The organism is Cytobacillus sp. FSL R7-0696 (assembly GCF_038006865.1).
Taxonomy (GTDB): domain Bacteria; phylum Bacillota; class Bacilli; order Bacillales; family Cytobacillaceae; genus Cytobacillus; species Cytobacillus kochii.
This window is the reverse complement of record NZ_JBBOWA010000001.1, coordinates 2,666,025-2,686,222: the sequence shown is the minus strand read 5'-3', so window position 1 is coordinate 2,686,222 and position 20,198 is coordinate 2,666,025. Positions and strand designations below refer to the sequence as shown.

The 20,198-nt window shown below is 36.3% G+C and carries 20 protein-coding genes and 1 other annotated feature; of the genes, 10 read left to right on the top strand and 10 right to left on the bottom strand.

The genetic code is table 11. The features are described 5' to 3' along the window. Nucleotides 1–209 precede the first annotated feature (209 nt). The 7 genes from MKX29_RS13960 to mnhG are packed head-to-tail and all read left to right on the top strand — an operon-like array spanning nt 210 to nt 5,972. The gene (locus tag MKX29_RS13960; RefSeq protein WP_341106104.1) at nt 210–2,585 is read left to right on the top strand and encodes a Na+/H+ antiporter subunit A; all 2,376 of its coding nucleotides are present in this window, start codon (nt 210–212) and stop codon (nt 2,583–2,585) included. Beyond that, nucleotides 2,557–2,997 carry a Na(+)/H(+) antiporter subunit B gene (locus MKX29_RS13955; RefSeq protein ID WP_373370962.1) on the top strand — a complete coding sequence of 147 codons (441 nt, stop codon included), beginning with the start codon at nt 2,557–2,559 and terminating at the stop codon, nt 2,995–2,997. The genes MKX29_RS13960 and MKX29_RS13955 overlap by 29 nt, the downstream gene beginning before the upstream one ends. Beyond that, nucleotides 2,997–3,338 (top strand): Na(+)/H(+) antiporter subunit C, encoded by a 342-nt coding sequence (locus MKX29_RS13950; RefSeq protein WP_224937984.1) that lies wholly within the window; start codon nt 2,997–2,999, stop codon nt 3,336–3,338. Before MKX29_RS13955 ends, MKX29_RS13950 begins: the two co-directional genes overlap by 1 nt. Beyond that, nucleotides 3,331–4,821, top strand: a complete 1,491-nt coding sequence (locus MKX29_RS13945) for a Na+/H+ antiporter subunit D (RefSeq protein ID WP_251163318.1) — start codon at nt 3,331–3,333, stop codon at nt 4,819–4,821. The genes MKX29_RS13950 and MKX29_RS13945 overlap by 8 nt, the downstream gene beginning before the upstream one ends. A 5-nt stretch (nt 4,822–4,826) precedes the next feature. Further along, nucleotides 4,827–5,306 (top strand): Na+/H+ antiporter subunit E, encoded by a 480-nt coding sequence (locus MKX29_RS13940; RefSeq protein ID WP_224937986.1) that lies wholly within the window; start codon nt 4,827–4,829, stop codon nt 5,304–5,306. Then, complete coding sequence (locus tag MKX29_RS13935; RefSeq protein ID WP_224937987.1) at nt 5,303–5,587, top strand: Na(+)/H(+) antiporter subunit F1; 285 nt, start codon at nt 5,303–5,305, stop codon at nt 5,585–5,587. The genes MKX29_RS13940 and MKX29_RS13935 overlap by 4 nt, the downstream gene beginning before the upstream one ends. Continuing rightward, nucleotides 5,571–5,972 (top strand): monovalent cation/H(+) antiporter subunit G, encoded by a 402-nt coding sequence (mnhG, locus tag MKX29_RS13930; protein ID WP_341106102.1) that lies wholly within the window; start codon nt 5,571–5,573, stop codon nt 5,970–5,972. The genes MKX29_RS13935 and mnhG overlap by 17 nt, the downstream gene beginning before the upstream one ends. A 435-nt stretch (nt 5,973–6,407) precedes the next feature. Here mnhG and MKX29_RS13925 read toward each other — a convergent pair whose 3' ends face one another. Then, nucleotides 6,408–6,794, bottom strand: coding sequence for a hotdog fold thioesterase (locus MKX29_RS13925; protein WP_095372060.1), 387 nt, complete (start codon nt 6,792–6,794; stop codon nt 6,408–6,410). A gap of 125 nt (nt 6,795–6,919) precedes the next feature. On the opposite strand from MKX29_RS13925, the gene MKX29_RS13920 reads away from it, so the two are divergent. Then, entirely contained in the window at nt 6,920–7,318 is a 399-nt protein-coding gene (locus tag MKX29_RS13920; protein ID WP_224937989.1) for a hypothetical protein, read from the top strand. 155 nt (nt 7,319–7,473) lie between these two features. Here the strand turns inward: MKX29_RS13920 and MKX29_RS13915 are convergent, their stop codons facing one another. From MKX29_RS13915 to MKX29_RS13890, 6 genes are all read right to left on the bottom strand, one after another. Then, on the bottom strand, nt 7,474–7,764 hold the full coding sequence (locus tag MKX29_RS13915) for a hypothetical protein (RefSeq protein WP_341106099.1): 291 nt from the start codon (nt 7,762–7,764) through the stop codon (nt 7,474–7,476). Between the two features lie 92 nt (nt 7,765–7,856). After that, on the bottom strand, nt 7,857–8,441 hold the full coding sequence (locus MKX29_RS13910) for an ATP-dependent Clp protease proteolytic subunit (RefSeq protein ID WP_095372058.1): 585 nt from the start codon (nt 8,439–8,441) through the stop codon (nt 7,857–7,859). Nucleotides 8,442–8,466: 25 nt separating this feature from the next. Continuing rightward, on the bottom strand, nt 8,467–9,105 hold the full coding sequence (locus tag MKX29_RS13905; protein ID WP_341106097.1) for a sigma-70 family RNA polymerase sigma factor: 639 nt from the start codon (nt 9,103–9,105) through the stop codon (nt 8,467–8,469). A gap of 81 nt (nt 9,106–9,186) precedes the next feature. Then, complete coding sequence (proS, locus tag MKX29_RS13900; protein WP_341106094.1) at nt 9,187–10,617, bottom strand: proline--tRNA ligase; 1,431 nt, start codon at nt 10,615–10,617, stop codon at nt 9,187–9,189. 56 nt (nt 10,618–10,673) lie between these two features. After that, nucleotides 10,674–10,885, bottom strand: a binding site (T-box leader). A gap of 482 nt (nt 10,886–11,367) precedes the next feature. Continuing rightward, on the bottom strand, nt 11,368–12,498 hold the full coding sequence (gene ald / locus MKX29_RS13895; protein WP_251163314.1) for an alanine dehydrogenase: 1,131 nt from the start codon (nt 12,496–12,498) through the stop codon (nt 11,368–11,370). A 175-nt stretch (nt 12,499–12,673) separates the two neighbouring features. Continuing rightward, nucleotides 12,674–13,933 carry a PucR family transcriptional regulator gene (locus tag MKX29_RS13890; protein ID WP_224937995.1) on the bottom strand — a complete coding sequence of 420 codons (1,260 nt, stop codon included), beginning with the start codon at nt 13,931–13,933 and terminating at the stop codon, nt 12,674–12,676. A gap of 289 nt (nt 13,934–14,222) precedes the next feature. On the opposite strand from MKX29_RS13890, the gene MKX29_RS13885 reads away from it, so the two are divergent. Then, the gene (locus MKX29_RS13885) at nt 14,223–15,608 is read left to right on the top strand and encodes an alanine/glycine:cation symporter family protein (protein WP_224938113.1); all 1,386 of its coding nucleotides are present in this window, start codon (nt 14,223–14,225) and stop codon (nt 15,606–15,608) included. A 74-nt stretch (nt 15,609–15,682) separates the two neighbouring features. Here the strand turns inward: MKX29_RS13885 and MKX29_RS13880 are convergent, their stop codons facing one another. Continuing rightward, complete coding sequence (locus MKX29_RS13880) at nt 15,683–15,916, bottom strand: hypothetical protein (protein WP_224937996.1); 234 nt, start codon at nt 15,914–15,916, stop codon at nt 15,683–15,685. A 179-nt stretch (nt 15,917–16,095) separates the two neighbouring features. Here MKX29_RS13880 and MKX29_RS13875 point away from each other — a divergent pair, with 179 nt between their 5' ends. After that, nucleotides 16,096–16,611 (top strand): MerR family transcriptional regulator, encoded by a 516-nt coding sequence (locus MKX29_RS13875; RefSeq protein ID WP_341106091.1) that lies wholly within the window; start codon nt 16,096–16,098, stop codon nt 16,609–16,611. Nucleotides 16,612–17,028: 417 nt separating this feature from the next. Here MKX29_RS13875 and MKX29_RS13870 read toward each other — a convergent pair whose 3' ends face one another. Further along, nucleotides 17,029–18,342 (bottom strand): Na+/H+ antiporter family protein, encoded by a 1,314-nt coding sequence (locus tag MKX29_RS13870; protein WP_224937997.1) that lies wholly within the window; start codon nt 18,340–18,342, stop codon nt 17,029–17,031. A gap of 238 nt (nt 18,343–18,580) precedes the next feature. Beyond that, complete coding sequence (locus MKX29_RS13865; protein WP_224937998.1) at nt 18,581–20,083, bottom strand: leucyl aminopeptidase; 1,503 nt, start codon at nt 20,081–20,083, stop codon at nt 18,581–18,583. Between the last annotated feature and the right edge of the window lie 115 nt (nt 20,084–20,198).

Below are 20,198 nucleotides of genomic sequence, written 5' to 3'. Positions count from 1 at the left end.
TCATTTAAAAAATTTTTGCCAAATATCGACGTGTTTCTACTTATTTATAAAGTTTATGGGGAATCCTACTGTTAGAGGATTTCTTCAATGCAACTGATAACTTTTTACGTTATAATTACTACCGTAGCTGTTGAACTTTAGTATGAATAGCATATTTCTCTGCATTATCTTGCAATTCACAGATTTTTTCTTCAAAAGGGGGTAATTTCTTGTCACTGTTACATTTGGCGATTATTGCGCCATTTATTATCGCAGTGTTTGTACCGCTTATATATAAAAATATTAAGTCAGTACACACAGGGTGGTTTATACTACCACTTCCTATTCTGCTGTTCATTTATTTCAGTAGTTTTATTTCTAAAACAACAAATAAACAAGTAACAATGGAATCGTTTTCATGGATCTCTTCTTTAGGAATTGACTTCACAGTTAAAGTGGATGGACTTGGTTTATTATTCGCTTTATTAATTACTGGGATTGGTTCGTTAGTTATTCTGTATTCTATTTACTATCTTTCTAAACAGAAAGAGAAATTAAATACATTCTATGTTTATTTATTGCTGTTCATGGGGGCAATGCTTGGTGTTGTTTTATCAGACAATTTAATTGTCCTTTATGCGTTTTGGGAATTAACTAGCTTTTCATCTTTTCTCTTAATTGGCTATTGGTACAATCGAGAGAAATCACGCTATGGTGCACAAAAATCAATGATTATCACCGTTTTAGGTGGACTAGCTATGTTGGGAGGAATCATCCTTCTCTATAACATGACCGGAACGTTCAGTATTACCGAAATTGTCGCACAAGCTGACACAATTATTGATCACCCACTTTTTGTTGCCGCTCTTTTATGTATTCTATTAGGTGCATTTACGAAATCGGCACAATTTCCATTCCATATCTGGTTACCAGATGCGATGGAAGCACCAACCCCTGTTAGTGCTTACCTTCACTCAGCTACAATGGTTAAAGCGGGGATCTATCTAGTAGCTAGAATGAGTCCAGTTTTTGCCGAAGACACTTTATGGATGGGGCTCATCATTGCTTTTGGATTGTTCACATTATTCTGGGGATCCTTCTCAGCGGTCAAGCAAACCGATCTAAAATCTATCCTAGCCTTTTCGACCATAAGTCAACTTGGATTAATTATGTCTTTATTAGGTGTAGGAGCAGCTGCGCTACATTACGATCAACCGAAATATTTTACTGTCGCTACAACTGCAGCAATATTCCACTTAATTAACCATGCAACTTTTAAAGGTAGTTTATTTATGGTTGTAGGAATTGTTGACCATGAAACTGGTACAAGGGACATCCGTAAACTTGGTGGCTTGATGAACCTAATGCCTATCACTTTTACGATTGCAATTATAGGTACCTTCTCAATGGCTGGTCTTCCGCCATTTAATGGATTTTTAAGTAAAGAGATGTTCTTTACTGGGATGATTAATGCACTTCATATGGATTTTGAGTGGAGTATCATTATCCCAATTATTGCATGGATTGCGAGCGTTTTTACGTTCATATACAGTATGATCCTTGTTTTCAAAACATTCACAGGGAAGTATCAACCTGAAAAATTAGAGAAAAAACCGCATGAAGCGCCAATTGGTATGCTTATATCTCCAATTATTCTGGCTTCATTAGTTATTGTTATTGGCTTTTTCCCTAATATCATAAAACCAATATTAGTACCTGCTATAGAAACGGTTATGCCAATGTATGAGTTTGATGTTCATATTTCTATGTGGCATGGTTTTAATACAGAGTTGGTTATGACAATAGGTGTTATTATCGTTGGGGTTCTGTTGTATCTCGGATTAAATAAGTGGCGCGGAATTTACGGGATTTTCCCTGAGAAGCTTGCACTTAATCGTTTTTATGATGGGCTAGTTGATTCAATGTATAAAGGATCTCACAGCTTGAACCGCAATGTAATGACAGGTTCGATTAACCATTATTTAAGTTATATGTTTTTGTTTATGGTTGTTCTTATTATTGGTTCATTGTTTGGGCAAAACGCCTTCGCCTTTAGCACTGATAATCTGGCACCTATTCATTTTTACGAAGTCATACTCACATTGATAGTTGCAATCTCATCAATCGCATTATTATTTGCTAAGTCCCGTATCGTTTCGATTCTTTTAACTGGAACAATAGGATATATGGTCTCCTTGTTGTTTATTGTGTTTCGAGCGCCAGATTTAGCACTAACACAACTAGTAATTGAGACGATTTCTGTATCACTATTTTTACTTTGCTTCTATCATTTACCGAAAAAACTAACAGATGATCCTGTACCAGTTAAAGTCCGTAATGCGGTTATCTCAGTCGGAGTGGGTTTATTCGTAATTTTAGTTGGATTAACAGCGCATAGTACAAAATTATTTGATTCTATCTCACAATATTATATTGAAAACACGTATAGTGAAGCGGCTGGAAAAAACATGGTGAATGTTATCCTAGTTGACTTTAGGGGCTTTGATACGATGTTTGAAATTGCTGTGCTAGGTATTGCTGCACTAGCTATTTTCAGTCTGATTAAGTTAAGGAGAAATGGAGGAAAGAAAATTGAAAACAAGTAACGTTATCTTGCAATCGATGACGAAAGTTTTATTATTTCTCATCATGATTTTCTCCATTTACATCTTTTTTGCTGGACATTATACACCTGGAGGCGGATTTGTTGGTGGCTTATTAACTTCAGGAGCCATCCTACTCTTACTCTTGGCCTATGACCTACAAACAGTAAGAAATATTTTACCAGTCAACTTTTTATATATGGTGGCAGTTGGTTTAGTATTTGCGATTGGAACTGGTGCTGGGTCACTCATTTTCAACAAACCTTTTTTAACACATGCTTTTGGAGATCTTCATGTACCTATATTAGGTGAACTCCACTTGCATACAGCTACATTGTTTGATCTAGGGGTATATCTTGTTGTTGTAGGTGTGACAATGTCCATTATTCAAACGATAGGAGGAGATGATGAATAATGGAAATACTAATGATTATTATTGCCGGCATTCTTTTCATGTCAGCGACCTACTTGATGCTATCACGAAGTGTTGTGCGAATCATATTAGGGACAACTGTATTAAGTCACGGCGTACATCTTCTCTTATTAACTATGGGAGGCTTGAAGAGAGGTGCACCCCCTCTAATAGGTGAAGAAGCCAGTGCATATTCAGACCCTCTTCCTCAAGCACTCATTTTAACTGCAATCGTCATTTCTTTTGGGGTTACCGCTCTATTCCTTGTATTAGGGTATCGCTCTTATAAAGAACTTGGAACAGACAATATGGAGAAATTGAGAGGAAATGATGGCAATGATTAATTTTTTAATACTACCAATTTTAGTTCCATTAATTACCGCCGTCATTCTGATCTTCTTAAATAAGTCAGTTATTGCTCAAAGGTGGGTTTCTGGTCTATCGGCTTTTGTCACAGTCATTCTATCTGCCTTGTTAGTAAATAAGGTGAAAAATGACGGCATACAAACATTAAACTTATCAAACTGGGATGCTCCTTTTGGCATTACCCTCGTCTCTGATATGTTATCTGCTTTACTTGTATTAACAACGAGTATCGTCGCATTTGCTTGTATCATTTATTCGTTTAAGGGAATTGGCGAAGCACGTGAAAAATATCATTTTTATGCTGCATTACAATTTCTAATTGTTGGTGTGAATGGTGCTTTCACAACAGGCGATATCTTTAACCTATTCGTATTTTTCGAAGTGATGTTGATGTCTTCTTATGCGTTGATTTTACTCGGTGGAACGAAAATTCAATTAAGAGAATCCATCAAGTATATACTCGTTAACGTTATTTCATCTGGTCTATTCGTCATTGCGGTTGGTTATCTGTATTCAGTCGTAGGAACATTGAATATGGCGCATATCGCTGCAAGAATTAGTGAAATAAGTGGTATATCTCAACCTGGTGTGATTTCTATTATTGGAATCATATTCCTGATTGTATTTGGATTGAAAGGTGCGATATTCCCACTTTACTTCTGGCTTCCGGGCTCCTATTATGCACCTCCAGCACCTGTAATGGCAATTTTCGGGGCACTTCTCACGAAGGTCGGTGTTTATTCCATCATCCGGACGTACTCTTTATTCTTTTATGAAGACGGCGGGTATGTTCAACAGGTCATCATGATTCTAGCAATATTAACCATAATTGCTGGTATTATCGGAGCCTTGGCTTATTCGGATGTTAAAAAAATTATCATATACAATATTATTGTTGCAGTAGGTGTCATCCTATTCGGTGTCAGTACAATGAATGAAAGTGCCTTAACAGGATCAATATTCTACCTCATTCATGACATGATTATTAAAGCAGCTTTATTCCTACTCGTTGGTTTAATGGCGACCATTACGGGGACGAATAACTTGAAACAAATGGGTGGATTGATTAAAAATTATCCAGGATTTAGCTGGACCTTCTTCCTTGCAGCACTTGCACTATCAGGTATCCCACCGTTAAGTGGGTTCGTAGGAAAAGTGCTTATTGTTCAGGGTGGGTTTTCATCTGAATACTTCATTGGCGCTGCAATTGTATTAGCATCTAGCTTATTCGTACTCATCTCTATTATGAAAATCTTTATTAATGGGGTTTGGGGCGAACCAAAGACATATGCAAATGAAAAGACGGTTCCTTATAAGCAGTTATTAACCGCTCCAGTGATCTTAGTCATTCTTTCTATCTGCTATGGTGTAGGTGCAGATTTTATTTATCCGTATATGTCTCAAGCTGCTGAAAGCTTAATCAACACCAATTTATATATCGATGCAGTTCTAAAGGAGTAGTGAGTATGGCAGTTCAAATTTTATTAAATGTTTGTCTTGGTTTTATGTGGATGTTTCTAACAACAACGTATGATCTAGTAGCATTTATCAAAGGATATTTCTTCGGCCTACTCATCCTGTTTGTATTTAGAAACTTCTTCAGTAGCCGTTTTTATTTATACCGTATATATGCGGTCGTAAAATTACTCTTTATCTTTATAAAAGAGTTAATTCTAGCCAACATTGCTGTTGTCAAAATTGTTTTAACACCTAAGTTACACAACTCTCCCGGGATTTTTGCTTATCCAACCCGTTTAGAGAAGGATTGGGAAATCACTACTTTATCTAATTTAATTACTTTAACACCGGGTACGTTAGTGGTAGATATATCTGAAGATAAAAAGATTCTCTTTGTTCATGCAGTAGATATGAATGATGTCCAGGATGAAATAGAAGCAATTCAAACAAGCTTCGAAAAAGCGATTATGGAGGTGAGCCGAAAATGATACAAACTGCCGTTACAATTGCAATCATTTGTTTAGCTCTATCCATGCTTGCATTAGTCTACCGAATCATTATAGGCCCAACATTGCCGGATCGTATCGTTGCTTTAGACGCCGTTGGAGTAAACATTGTTGGTATTGTCGCGTTAATATGTATCAAAGTAGATACAACTGCCTATGTAGAGTTCATTTTGCTATTTGGTATATTAGCGTTTATCGGGACAGTAGCCTTCTCCAAATATCTAGAGAAGGGAGTCATCATTGATCATGATAGAGATCGCTAATATTATCATCGTCATATTTATTATTCTCGGAGCATTTTTTCACTTAATAGCAGCGCTAGGTGTAATCAGATTACCTGATGTATATACGAGAAACCATGCTGCTTCAAAAGCTGCTACACTTGGTGTCCTTTGTATATTATTAGCTGCATTCTTTTACTTTTACTTTCATGAGAGTGAGTTTAATACAAGAGTACTTCTCTGTATCGTCTTTATGTTTTTAACAGCTCCAGTTGCTGGCCATTTACTTGGAAGAGCAGCCTATCATCATGGGGTAAGAATGAAAGGTAGTAAGGTTGATGATTACCAGGAATACCTCGAGATAAAGAAATCTAATGAACAACAAAAATATGAAGAATTTAAAAAGAAATTAGGGAAGAATCTATAAAAAAAAACGCTACCATATGCAATCTAAACTGCATGTAGGTGGCGTTTTTTATTTTAATAAACAAATTTTCCAATCTTGACTAATCAAATGAATGAAACGTAACTTGCGGTTTATTAAAAAAATATTTTTGATGGCTTTAAACAATTGATTACGATCAAATGAAAGTGTCCCACAAACCTAACTTGTTCAGTTATCATAGAGTAAAGCTTAAGCTGGGAAACGTCGTTTGTTTCACTATTTGTGGCTGATTGCCAATTGTTAGTTTAACAATGGTTTCTAGTAATTTAACATTTAAAGAGAGCATGTATTCGTTAGGTGGTAATGATTGTTGTGTGGATACTGGATACCATGCGAAGGTTTAACTTTCACATCATACAATGCCACATATAAAACAAAAAAAAGCAGGGTAGAAATTACCTTCCCACCCGCATTTCATTAAGACTTTTTCAATTTTAAAACAGCCATTGTACACCTTGATGCACATATTAATTTTTCTTGTTCATCGACGATCTTTATTTCCCAAACCATCGTTGTTTTTCCTTGATGTAGAACTGTTGCAATTGCTGTCACAACGCCGTCTTTCTTTGACTTAATATGGTTAGCATTGATCTCTAGTCCTGCTACACCTTCTGTTTCTTTATCAACGAGTTCATAAGCACCTAAGCTCGCTACAGTTTCAGCAAGCGCTACAGAAGCCCCTCCATGAAGGATACCAAATGGCTGTCTCGTTCTGCCGTCTACAGGCATAGTGGCAACAACCTTTCCCTTTTCAAGGCTTGTAATTTCAATACCTAACGTTTCTATCATTGTTTTTGGATACATATGTACGCCTCCCCTCAACTACCATTATAACCGAACATATATTTTATGGGAATATTCTGTTTAATCATAGAATAAGCCCTAGGCACATATATTTATGCTAATGCGATATTGAAAGGAGACCTATGATGTATCCTACACGTTTTAATCCCTCTCCTATTTGTCCGTATCCTTATACCTATCCTATTTATTGCCACCCTTATCCACCAATACATATACTACGTTCATTCCCTCCAGTTAATCCAGATCAGTTCATTCAATCAGCAAAAGAAATGGAAGTATTAATGAATAGTGCTAGTAAATTACTTGATAAAATGGCGAAGTCCAGAGAATACTCCTATAATATTATGACTGCTGCCCAAGAATCAAATCAAACAAAAGTTAATCAATTAATTGAATCTGCTGATCTGAACAATCATCCGAAAGTTACTTATACACCAGATGGATTGACCTTAAATTTTCAATCTGCCGGTGATCAAAGTGCGCATTTGTCATTAAAATTAAAATGGACTACGATGCAAATGTAGGGTGAAGACATATTTTTCAAACCTAATATAGAAGAGCAGTCATTTTACGACTGCTTTTTATTTATATAAACTTGGGTTTTCTGTACCATCCTTCAATATATAAATTCAAGCTTACAAAAAAATACCACAGCATCTCTCCGTGGTATCATTTCTATCTAGTTAATCTCATTATTTATATTAATATTTGGTCCATAAAGATTGGGATTGCCAGCATAGGCATTTGGATAGCCACCAAAACCTTGATTGCCATATGGAACAGGGCCGGGGCCGTATCCGTATCCATACGGTGGACAAGGTCCTCCAAAACACGGCCTAGGTCTAAAGAACAGCGGTGCGGCTAAAGCCCCTCCCGCTAATCCTCCAAGAAAACCGCCAACAAATGGCGCCGCCAAAAAGGGAAAAAAGCGTTCGTCCGAAACACCAGGATGTCGATAATAATAATGCACTAGGGATTACCTCCTTTAATTAAAAGCTGGGTACCTTCCCTATTACATATGCATCTATCATCAATTAAGCGTGGGCTTAATGTGAGTTAGTATCATTCACTCTTCGTTAAAATAGCATCCGCGATTCCATAATCCACCGCTTCTTGTGCGCTCATAAAATAATCACGCTCTGTATCCAACTTCACCTTGTCTAATGGTTGATTTGTTTTCTCGGCAATCATTTGGTTGGTTACGTCTTTTAGCTTTAATATCCTTCTTGCAGAGATCTCAATATCTGTCGCTTGCCCTCTTGCACCACCTAAGGGCTGATGAATCATTACTTCGCTATGAGGAAGCACAAATCGTTTTCCCTTCGTGCCAGATAGAAGCAGTAGTGCACCAAATGAGGCAGCCATCCCTGTACAGATAGTGCGAATATCACACCTTACATAGTCGAGTGTATCCAAAATAGCAAAGCCCGCTGTTGTTGATCCTCCAGGACTATTAATATAGAGTGAAATATCTTTTTTCTCATCTTCTGCAGCTAAAAATAATATTTGTGCAACAATATTATTCGCCATATGATCATTGATTTCTTCACCAATCATAATAATCCGATCTCTCAATAGTCTTGAATAAATGTCATAGGACCGTTCACCTTTAGCCGTTTGTTCAATTACATAGGGTATCGTGCTCATTAGGAAACCTCCAAAAAGGCAAGCATTAAGCTGCCATCATATTGAAAGCATTGGAAGGGGTGCTTTGCTTGGAAGTACTATAATGACTGATTACTGGCAGTAATTTGATAAGCTCAGTGGGATGTTGATGCTCAAGTGCCCGATGGAAAACTTGAAAGATTTTTCTCTTGACCGGCTCATCCCACTGCTGATTCAATTCTTTCATATCTGTTCCTAAACGTTTTCTTGCTCGATGCAATAAACTCTTAACAGAGGCTTCTTTCATATTTAACATCTCTGCAATTTCACTATTCTTAAATAAAAACGCTTCTTTTAATGAAAAAGCTAGCGCCTGTTGCACAGTTAATTTCTCTAATAATAATTCAATTGTTTCTGTCAAATGATGATTTCTCGTTTCGATATCAACATGATTTTCTGTTAATTGCTCTTTTTTCTTTTTTCTAACCACATCAATCCATTGATGATAAGCAATTTTCTTTAATAAAGCTCGTGTTATTTTAGTTTCGTTATACTTCATTGCCTTCAAGATGGTTTCTTGCGCGATGTCCTCTCCATCCCACTCATTTTGGCAAAGAAAGGTGCAATAGTTTACTAAGTCTCGATAATACTTTTTCGCAATCAAATCTAACGTTGCTGACCGGCTTACCATCTGCTCCTTATGCATTGTTTCCTTCACCCCTTCACACTTTCTATTACTTAAACGGCTATAAGTGAAAAAAAGATATGGGTCAATAAAATTTTTTTCTTAATAAGCTTTAGCCCAATAGACAAGATGCTTTGCTTCTTCTTTACAGCACACACACACTTTAGCAATCGCCGTTTCATCAAATGGCATACAACGGGAAGTCACACTTGTGTCTTCTTTTATTTTCTCTTCGCATGCTTGATTACCACACCACATCGCTTTGACAAACCCTTGTTTTTCATTAAATATCTGCTTAAACTCTTCATAAGTATATGCTTCATACGTATGATCGTTGCAGTGTTCTTTTGCCTTATGATAAAGTGAAGTTTGAATCCCTTCTAAAAGTTGAACAATTGTTTCTTCTAGATTTTCTAATGGAGTGACCATTTTCTCTCCTGTATCTCTTCTTGCAAGTACGACTTGACCCTTTTCAATATCTTTAGGCCCTACTTCTAAGCGAATGGGCACACCCTTCATTTCATATTCATTAAATTTCCAACCTGGCTTTTTATCACTTGCATCAATATCTACGCGCGCTACTTTATTTAGTTTTTCTTTTAAATCATAGGCAAAATCTAATACGCCATCCTTATGTTGCGCAATAGGAACAATCATTACCTGCTTTGGGGCAACCTTTGGCGGAATTACTAAACCTCTGTCATCACCGTGGACCATAATCATCGCACCGATAATTCTGGTTGTGAATCCCCAAGAAGTTTGCTGCACATACTGCTCTTTTCCATCTTGGTCGGTAAATTGAATCCCAAATGCCTTTGCAAAGCCATCTCCTAAATGATGAGATGTCCCTGATTGTAGCGCTTTACCATCATGCATTAAACTTTCAATTGTATAAGTTAATTTTGCGCCAGCAAACTTTTCTTTTTCCGTTTTCTTGCCTTTAACAACAGGGATAGCTAAAAGATTTTCACAAATATCTGCATAGACTTCAAGCATCTTTACTGTTTCTTCTAACGCTTCTTCATCCGTCGCATGACAAGTATGGCCCTCTTGCCATAAAAACTCCAACGTTCGTAAAAATGGTCTTGTTGTTTTCTCCCATCGAACAACATTTGACCATTGATTATACAGCTTTGGTAAATCACGATAAGAGTGAATAATATTTTTATAATGTTCTCCGAATAGTACTTCTGATGTCGGGCGCACACAAAGTTTTTCAGCAAGCTCATCTTCTCCACCATGAGTTACCCAAGCAACTTCTGGGGCAAATCCTTCAATATGATCTTTCTCTTTCTGAAGAAGGCTCTCAGGAATAAATAGAGGCATATAAACATTTTCATGCCCAGTTTCTTTTATCTTTTGATCAAGTGCTGATTTAATGTTCTCCCAAAGGGCGTAACCATATGGACGAATAATCATGGAACCTCTCACACTCGAATAATCGACTAAATCAGCTTTCTTTACGACATCTGTATACCATTGTGGAAAATCTTCATTCATTGATGTTATTTCTTTCACAAACTGTTTACCCATATTGACACCTCATTTTTAATTTTTATTCTCAAAGACACAAAAAAGCCCTGCTTTCAAATAGGGACCCAATGACTGGTGGTACCACCCTATTTCAAAGCAAAGCTTTGCACTCTTATTGATAACGGTTCAACAAGTAAACCGCATATTCTAAAGAATATGTACTCAGAGGGCAGGTTCAGCTTTTCATTAATAGATATCTCACAGCACAAACGGATACCTTCTCTGAAAATAATGATGAAAACTTACTATTCCTCATCAACGTTTAACTATTTTTTTGAAGATTATATAGAGTTTCATGAAAAATGTCAACTTTTGATTGAAGGCTCTTGGTCTAATGGCTTTTCACTTCACTTTTTAAGCCCCCTAAAAGTGAACTTTTTTCTATTACTAGACTAATTAGTACACAGAAGATGTCAAAAATAAGACGATCAATAACAAAATGTGAAAAGATAAACCATCCCGTACAAAGAATACAATCCATTTTTCTGTTTTATTTATTTGAATGAAATCGAATATCCCCTATATGTTTAACTAGAGAAATACAGCCCTATTCAATCCTTTGAATGGTGAAGAGGCTCCTGAAGAGACGTTACCCATCATAGCAAAAGCATAATAAATGAAAGCTATAAGAAAATCGCGTTCAACATGATTTAGTATTAACTGAACCACTCTCACAAATTCATACATCGTCTAATATTTCATTCAAAGAATAAAAAAACCTACCCCAATAAGAGGTAGGAAAAAGTATCATTAGTTTGTTATTTCTTCATTTGCAAATGCTGCCTCAACTTGAACATAATCATATCCTAAGTCCCTTGCGACTGCTTCATACGTTACATGCCCATTTACTACGTTTACCCCTAATTTCAATGCTGGGTTTTGCTCAACAGCTAGATGTGCACCTTTAGTCGCTATTTGTAATGCATAAGGAATCGTTACATTCGTTAAAGCGATTGTTGATGTTCTTGGCACGGCACCTGGCATGTTTGCCACAGCATAATGCACAACACCATGTTTAATATATGTTGGATCATCATGTGTAGTTACATGATCAACCGTTTCAAGAATACCACCTTGGTCAACCGCAACGTCGATAACGACTGCACCAGGTTTCATCGTTTGAATCATTTCTTCTGTTACTAATTTTGGCGCTTTTGCTCCTGGAATGAGTACAGCACCAATTACAAGGTCAGCTTCTTTTACAGATTCAGCAATATTTAATGGATTAGACATTAATGTTTGAATACTATTACCGAAAATATCATCAAGTTGACGAAGTCTTTCAGGGCTTAAATCAATGATTGTTACATCTGCACCAAGACCGATGGCCATTTTCGCAGCATTAATACCCACAACGCCCCCACCAATAATCGTCACTTTTCCTCTTGATACACCTGGTACACCCGCAAGTAATATTCCTTGGCCGCCGTTTGTTTTTTGTAAGAATTGCGCTCCAACTTGTGTTGCCATTCTACCAGCAACTTCACTCATTGGTGTTAGTAATGGAAGTGTACGGTTCACCTCAACCGTTTCATATGCAATAGCCGTTACTCCGCTTTTCACTAGCGCATCTGCCAATTCTGGTTCTGCTGCTAAATGCAAATAAGTAAACAATACTAGGCCTTTACGGAAATAGTCATATTCAGTTGGTAGCGGTTCTTTTACCTTCATTACCATCTCCGCTGCCCATGCTTCTTTTGCCGTGCCTACGATTTTCGCGCCTGTTAACTCGTAATCTTGATCTTGAAATCCACTTCCGAGTCCTGCAGTCGTTTCAATAAGTACTTCATGTCCAGCTTTTACTAATGCATCTACCCCCGCTGGTGTCATTGCTACACGGTTCTCGTTGTTTTTAATTTCTTTAGGTACGCCGATAATCATATCCTTTTGGCCCCTTCCATTTATTATATTAATTTTTAAGTATGAATAAATTGCATAGAATAAATTGTCAAATAATAAATGACAATTTTATGTTTCCCTATTGTCAGTATAATAATAGAATGTTGAAATGACTTTGTTTATATTTGAAAAATGAAAAAGCATCATTTGTGTAATTTCACAAACGATGCTTTTTTTCTATGTATTTGCGGATTTGCAGTTCTAAATACAAGGAAAATTTCTCATGTGTACTTTTAAAGTTCACATGAGTGAGTTCAGTAATTCTCTTCAAACGATAATTTAATGTATTAACGTGAACATGTAGTATCTTAGCAGCGTCATTTACATTGCTATCATTTAAAATAAAGGCTTCTAGCGTCATTAATAGCTCCGTTCGATGAGCATGGTCATAATCTATTAAACGTTGGATGACGGGATGTTCATATGCATCACGGCTTCTTATATCAAGAATGGCATCCAAATATTTAAAGACACCCAATTGGTGATAAGTATAGATTTCTTGCATTTCTTTCGGATATTGTGATTTTAAACGAAGTACTTCTAAGCATTCTGAATAGCGATCTTCAACATGGTCATAGGTCAATTTCAAACTGCTACTACCACTAATGATATGATCAATTTCAAATCTTACATACATTTGATTGATAACAAACTGGACAAACTCAGATAAATCTGTTTCATTTGCCTGTGTAGATGGCGGAGATGCTAGTAAGATAAAATCATTACCCATCGTTGCATAAAAAGTCATATGGATTTTTTGGCTCGTTGAAATGAGATAAATCATGCTTTGTTCTGTTTGCATGTCTATATCGTCTATAAAGCGAAAAATAATGACAGCAGAGTGTAGAGATGGTTTGATATGAAAATCATCTAACTTGTCTATTACTTCTGCATGCTTGGGATATCTGCCAGTTAACAACTGCCAGAAAAAATCCTGATAGCTTTCTTCTCTTTTCTTTTTTTGACGATAAAGCTTCAACAATTCAATTCTTGCCGATTGAGCAGCCAGTTTTAATAAATACATATCTTCTGCTGTAAGAGACTTATCTCGTTCGACCACCCAAATATAGCCAAGCACCTCTTCTTGATGCCTAATGGAGATTGCTACCCTATTCCCCAGACCAATTTCTTTAATTTCTGGAATCTTTAATGGTTCAGCACTCCTTAATAATTGAGGTATAGCATCTGCTTTCCATAAACTATTTATTACCTTTTCGGGAACTTTTCTGCTAATAATCGTTGCAATCCTAGCCTGATCGGTTTGATCATCATGCGTACTATAAGCTAATAACCGATGATTAGCATCTTCAATAGTAACTGGACATTCAAGAACATCTCTAATTTTATCTACAAATGTTTCTAAGTTATCAAATGATCGTTTAAATGGATCTTTCCCGTACTGTTTTTCTCTCTCCATTTCAAACCTCCAACTGCCTCTTTTTTTTATTATATCTAAACCTTTACATGCTGTCGAAAAGCTCTTTTTAAACTTATTGATTATTATAAATAGTTAAACTTTTTTAAAATTGATTGAAGTTATCTTTGTATAATTTTACAATAATAAGTATTCTTATAATTTTCCGTGCACTTCAAGAATTTTACCAAGATGAAAATGGTTTTGGTTTATTCATTTAAGAAAGCGATTACATTTTAAAAAATATAGTATGATATTCAACTAAAGAGAGGAAGATTCATCTGTGGACATTATGAACATACTTGAAAAAGTTAATTCCTTTTTGTGGGGAACCCCCAGTTTAATCTTATTATTTGGGACGGGCCTACTTCTAACAATCATGCTTAAAGGCCGTACATTTACGAAACTTTATTATGCTTTCAAATTAGCATTTACAAAGGAAGGAAACGCGAAGGATACAAATGATGAAGGCGATGTAAGTAATTTCAAAGCGTTAATGACTGCATTGGCAGCAACAATAGGTAACGGAAACATCGCTGGAGTCGCCACAGCTATCACTTTAGGTGGACCAGGCGCCATTTTTTGGATGTGGATTGTTGGGCTTTTCGGGATGGCTACTAAATACGCGGAAGCCTTACTAGCAATGAAATATCGTGTAAAGAATAGCAATGGTGAATATTCAAGTGGACCCATGTACTATATTGAGAGAGGATTAGGAGCTAAGTTTAAATGGTTAGCCATTGCCTTTGCCATTTTTGGTGCTTTTGCCGCTTTAGGTATAGGGAATAGCGTGCAATCTAATACGATTGCTCAAGTAGCTAGTGAATCCTTTGGTATCAACAGTGTGATTACTGGCATCGTTTTAGCTGTTTTTGCTTCACTTATTATTTTTGGAGGTATTCAAAGAATTAGTACCGTCGCTGGATTCTTTGTTCCCATTATGGCTTTTCTTTATATTGGTGGCGCTTTAATCATCATTGCGGTCAATTATGAAATGATTATTCCGTCATTTCAATTAATTTTTCATTATGCTTTTAATCCGATCGCAGCAACCGGTGGTTTTGTAGGAGTTGTTGTATCAGAGGCAATTAAAAATGGTGTCTCAAAAGGAATCTTCTCTAATGAAGCTGGTTTAGGTACTGCTGCTTTAATCGCCGGTAATGCCAAAACAGACCATCCTGTGAAGCAAGCACTTGTTGCTATGACAGGCACTTTCATTGTTACCATCATCGTTTGTACAATGACTGGACTTGTATTAATCATTACTGGCTTTTGGGATTATACAGGTGGATTACTTTCTGGCGTAACCCATGACCCTAATCTCGATGGTGGTGCATTAACGAGTGCAGCATTTGCATCAGTATTAGGAACAGCAGGAGAATATATCGTCGCTTTTTCTGTTATCTTTTTCGGATTTACAACAATTGTAGGCTGGTATGTATACGGTGAGAAATGCTTTGAATATATAGCTGGTACAAAAGGAATTGCAGGCTACCGCGCGATTTATATTATTGCTTGTGCAGCTGGTGCAATGGTTAACTTAGCTACCGTTTGGGCATTTGCTGATATGGCTAACGCATTAATGATGATTCCGAACTTAGTTGGTCTACTCCTGTTGAGGAAAGTTGTTGTACAAGAAACAGACGAATTCTTCACACAACATTATAAAACAAAATAACTCCCTTCATTACGCAAGTAATAAGAGCCTCACAAATTGAATAATTTGGGGGCTTTTTTTATTTACCTGTTCATTTAATAAAAAGCATTCTTCTTCTTTATGTTTTTAAAGATCTTATAATGAAATAAGAATTCCTTACAATATAATTCTTCGTCGTGGTCAAAATCATAAATATTTAGGAACTCGGATAGTATATTTCGATCTGCCTCTAGCCATTGATAAGCAATCCATAATTTATACTTTAATTGTTCATATAAGTGGTAATGCCCTGACTCATGGAAGATGTCTTCTAATTCGTATTCTGTCATTTCACCTATCCTCCCATCTGTTTTCTTCATTCTCCCCACTAAAAACGATTATTACTCAAAAGGTTGTAAAATATTCACTATCTTTGACGAAGCAACACTTGTTTTGTCAAACGTAAAGGAAAATATATTTCTATAAGCGAATGCTTCTTAATAAAGTAATGATAAGGAGGAGATTACTTTTGAATACAGGCGCTGTAGCGAAACTACTCGGTGTATCCCAAAGTACTATTCAGCGATGGATAAAACAGCTAAATTTAAATATGACAAAAAATGAGCATGGACATTATGCTTACTCAGAAGAAGATATTCAATTATTAAAAAGAGTTCATAATCAATTAAATTCAGGTGTCCTTCTTCAAGACATTAAAGTAACTAGCAAAAAAATTCGGCACGCCACTATATCTAGTCCACAGATATCTAATGATGAACTTAGCGCAAGAATAGATATGTTAGAACAACGCTTAAATGCAAAAGCAGATGATGTGACTTCTTATCAGTTGCTACATCACCGGCAGGAGTTAGAAGAATTACACGCAGAAATTGAACGTTTACATGAACGTATACACATACTTGAAAAGCAGAATTTCATGCAAGTGTCTCCTATTCCCTCTGACAGCCCTACTGTTAGTACCTTTCCCAAAAAAAGAATAAAAAAGCGTAATATCCTTACAATGCTTTTCGGCATTAAATTTTAAACAAAAATGGTTCCTCCTCAGATTTGGTTGGAACCATCTTGTTATCCTTTATGCGGTAATGCTTAAAACGAATATCTAGTTCTAAAGATCGCGTTGGAAAATGAAAAGAAGATTGACTGAGGGAACTGATATCCTGTCAATATTCTTTAATAGTTTCTATTCATATCTTATCTGTTAAATCCTAGCTTCCTTTAGGTGTTTATAGTGACATATGCAATGTACGACTACATTTAGCTTTATGGCTTAGACTTTATTACTTTTTCACTTTTTACTCGATTCTGTTCTTTGACGGTCAGATTTACATGCTTAGTCATTCATGATTCAGAAAACTCGACCTATATCCATTGCCTCAGGTCGAGTTCACAAAAATAAACCCAATCAAATATGATCGGGTTTAAGTAATACTCGTTTATTTTTTTATAATACCATTGCAGCAATCCATCCAAATATAATGACAGGTATATTATAATGAATAAATGTTGGTACACATGTATCCCAAATATGATTATGGTTACCATCCACATTCAATCCAGATGTCGGTCCAAGTGTACTATCTGAAGCAGGTGATCCAGCATCACCTAATGCAGCAGATGCACCAATTAATGCAATCGTTGCCATAGGACTAAACCCTAGCTCTATACATAAAGGCACAAAAATGGTCGTGATGATTGGGATAGTTGAAAAGGATGAACCAACACCAATTGTGACTAATAAGCCTACTAAAAGCATTAATAACGCACCAAAGGCTTGATTATTCCCTATCATCTCAGCTACATTCGACACAAGGACTTCAACATCCCCTGTTTCTTTCAGCACATCACCGAAACCAAATGCCGCGAGCATGACAAACCCGATAAATGCCATCATTTTCATTCCATCTGTTAATAAGCTATCTGCTTCAGCGCCCTTTATGGTCCCACTTAAATAGACAGTTATAATACCGGCCACTGCTCCCATAATCATTGAATCTAGTTGTATTTGTACAACTAACGCAATAATGATTGATAATACAGCAAATAAGACACCGCGCATACTATAAGATACCGTTTCAGTTTCTATGATTTCTGATGATTGATAGTCTCTCGGTTTTCGATAAGATATAAATACGGCTATTATTAAGCCTACAACCATACCTAAAGCTGGAAGTAGCATAGCTAGTGGTATTTGTTGCATATCAACATTCAAACCGCTACTTGTCATATTATCTGCTAAGATTTGGTGAAATATTTGGCCAAACCCTGCAGGGATAAGCATATAAGGAGTAACTAAACCAAATGTAAGAACGGAAGCAATCAATCTTCTGTCTATCTTCAATTCATTCATCACTTTTAATAATGGTGGGACTAAGATAGGGATGAATGCAATATGAATAGGAATTAGATTTTGTGAGAAACACGCCATAATTAACAATGACAAAATGACTAATGTTTTAGATAACCCTTTCTTTCTTGTCTCTCCCTCTTTCCCTACCTTTTGAATAATTTTATCAACAAGAAGATTAGGTAGACCTGTACGAGAAATAGCAATAGCAAAGCCTCCTAATAAAGCATAACTAAGCGCTACTTCTGCACTGCCACCTAAACCATTTGTAAAGACTTCAATTGTGTTTGTTATACCAAGTCCACCTGTTAACCCTCCCACCAATGCACCTATAATAAGGGATAACACGACATTTACACGTAATAGACTTAGTATTAACATGACTAATACAGCAAGTAAAACAGCATTCATGATTAAAACCTTTCTTTCTATTTATTATTTGCTTTATTTTAGTAAAGTGTTAGAGTAATAAATTAACATACTGATTCAAGTTCGTCAAATAATGGATTTTTAAGAAAAGTTCCATAATTCTCACTCTTATTCATCAACTATCGGAGGTTTCACCTATGCAAATATAAGTGCTAAGGAGGAGTAAAAAAGCATCTTAAGGAGTTTCTCATCCTTTAAGATGCTTTTAATGAATGGTTGATTACTTTACTTCAAATCTTTCTACTAGTAGAGCTAATGTACGCGTCATTACCCCTGTGGCTCCAGCAGGACCTAATTCATAAGGTTTATTTGTTGTAGATGTACCAGCTATATCCAAATGCACCCATGGTGTATCTTCAGCAAATTCTCCAATAAAGCCGCCCGCCATAATCGCATGGCCTTCTCTTCCTGGTGAATTGTTTAAATCTGCCACTGGGCTATTGCGAATTCTTTGTTTATCTTTTTCAAATAATGGGAGTCTCCACATCGCTTCGCCTGCTTCGAATGAGGCTTCTAATACTTGTTCAAAGAAGGTTTCATGATTAGTAATCGCACCTGTTGTTTCTTCTCCTAAGGCAACAATAACACCTCCCGTTAAAGTAGCAACATCGACTAAATAATTGGCACCATGCTGTTTTGCGTACGTAATGGCATCAGCTAAAACGAGACGCCCCTCTGCATCTGTATTTAAGATCTCTATTGTTTTTCCACTTAACGAAGTAATAACATCATCTGGTTTAAAGGCAGATCCACTTATCATATTATCTGTTGATGGAATAACGGCTAATACATTCTGTTCTGGTCTTAACTCCCCGATGATTTCCATCGCACCCAGAACGGCTGCAGCTCCGCCCATATCTGTTTTCATTCCAACAATCCCTGTTTTCGGTTTTATCGAGTAACCACCAGTATCGAAGGTAATTCCCTTTCCAACTAGACTAATGACATCTTCCCACTGATCTTTCCCTTGATATTTTAGAACAATCATTTTCGGTGGCTCTGTCGAACCTTGATTGACAGCTAACAGCGCACCCATCCCAAGCTCTAACATTTCTTTCTTATCTAATATTTCTATTTCCAAATCATATTTATTAGCTAACTCAATCGCATATTCTGCCATTGTTGTTGCTGTTAACATATTCCCAGGCATATTCACTAAAGTTCTTGCAGAGTTTGTTCCCTTACCATAGGCATAACCAACTGTTAAAGCAGATAAAACATCTTCTCTATTTTCAGTCGTATAGGCTGTGATTTTATCAATTGTCTTTTCAGGTTCATTTGACTTTTGTTTATATCCCTCAAAACGATAGGTAGCAAGGGTATATGCTTCACTAACTGCATGACCAACATCGAGGGCATCAAGCTGATCGGCAACAGTAAATGTGTCTAAAAAAACGGCTACTTCCGAAAGTTTACTTTTTTGAATTTCTTTAAAGGCTAAGCCTATCGCTTCTTTTAATTCATTGAATTGTAATGTCTTTTTCTTACCTAGACCCACAAATAATAATCTCTTTGCACCAATTTTATTGAAGGTATGTACTTTACTTACTGATTTTAACTTCCCTGATATATCACCTTGCTTAAGAAAATCATTCATTTGTCCTTCAAATTTTTCGTCCAAAGAAGATAATTCATCTTTTATTATATTCGGTTCATCGAACAAACCGATAATTAAAACTTCATGAGCGGAGTCATAAAGATTTTCTTTTTTAACTGTAAACATTTTAACACCTCCATAAGATATATAATCATTATATCTAATCTTTCGCATTATTTCGACTAGCTAACTTTATCGTCTAAGTAGATCTGATTTTCAAATCAAAATGTTTTGTGCTAAT

What these genes read in the sequence shown, in the direction of transcription:
- MKX29_RS13920 (WP_224937989.1), top strand. Translation starts at nt 6,920, where the DNA reads ATGTATCCTACACGTTTTAATCCCTCTCCTATTTGTCCGTATCCTTAT.
- MKX29_RS13870 (WP_224937997.1), bottom strand. Translation starts at nt 18,342, where the DNA reads ATGAATGCTGTTTTACTTGCTGTATTAGTCATGTTAATACTAAGTCTA.
- ald (WP_251163314.1), bottom strand. Translation starts at nt 12,498, where the DNA reads ATGATTATCGGCGTACCTAAAGAAATTAAAAACAACGAGAACCGTGTA.
- MKX29_RS13935 (WP_224937987.1), top strand. Translation starts at nt 5,303, where the DNA reads ATGATACAAACTGCCGTTACAATTGCAATCATTTGTTTAGCTCTATCC.
- MKX29_RS13880 (WP_224937996.1), bottom strand. Translation starts at nt 15,916, where the DNA reads ATGACAGAATACGAATTAGAAGACATCTTCCATGAGTCAGGGCATTAC.
- MKX29_RS13890 (WP_224937995.1), bottom strand. Translation starts at nt 13,933, where the DNA reads ATGGAGAGAGAAAAACAGTACGGGAAAGATCCATTTAAACGATCATTT.
- MKX29_RS13925 (WP_095372060.1), bottom strand. Translation starts at nt 6,794, where the DNA reads ATGTATCCAAAAACAATGATAGAAACGTTAGGTATTGAAATTACAAGC.
- MKX29_RS13865 (WP_224937998.1), bottom strand. Translation starts at nt 20,083, where the DNA reads ATGTTTACAGTTAAAAAAGAAAATCTTTATGACTCCGCTCATGAAGTT.
- mnhG (WP_341106102.1), top strand. Translation starts at nt 5,571, where the DNA reads ATGATAGAGATCGCTAATATTATCATCGTCATATTTATTATTCTCGGA.
- MKX29_RS13955 (WP_373370962.1), top strand. Translation starts at nt 2,557, where the DNA reads ATGGAGGAAAGAAAATTGAAAACAAGTAACGTTATCTTGCAATCGATG.
- proS (WP_341106094.1), bottom strand. Translation starts at nt 10,617, where the DNA reads ATGGGTAAACAGTTTGTGAAAGAAATAACATCAATGAATGAAGATTTT.
- MKX29_RS13940 (WP_224937986.1), top strand. Translation starts at nt 4,827, where the DNA reads ATGGCAGTTCAAATTTTATTAAATGTTTGTCTTGGTTTTATGTGGATG.
- MKX29_RS13945 (WP_251163318.1), top strand. Translation starts at nt 3,331, where the DNA reads ATGATTAATTTTTTAATACTACCAATTTTAGTTCCATTAATTACCGCC.
- MKX29_RS13885 (WP_224938113.1), top strand. Translation starts at nt 14,223, where the DNA reads ATGAACATACTTGAAAAAGTTAATTCCTTTTTGTGGGGAACCCCCAGT.
- MKX29_RS13905 (WP_341106097.1), bottom strand. Translation starts at nt 9,105, where the DNA reads ATGCATAAGGAGCAGATGGTAAGCCGGTCAGCAACGTTAGATTTGATT.
- MKX29_RS13950 (WP_224937984.1), top strand. Translation starts at nt 2,997, where the DNA reads ATGGAAATACTAATGATTATTATTGCCGGCATTCTTTTCATGTCAGCG.
- MKX29_RS13910 (WP_095372058.1), bottom strand. Translation starts at nt 8,441, where the DNA reads ATGAGCACGATACCCTATGTAATTGAACAAACGGCTAAAGGTGAACGG.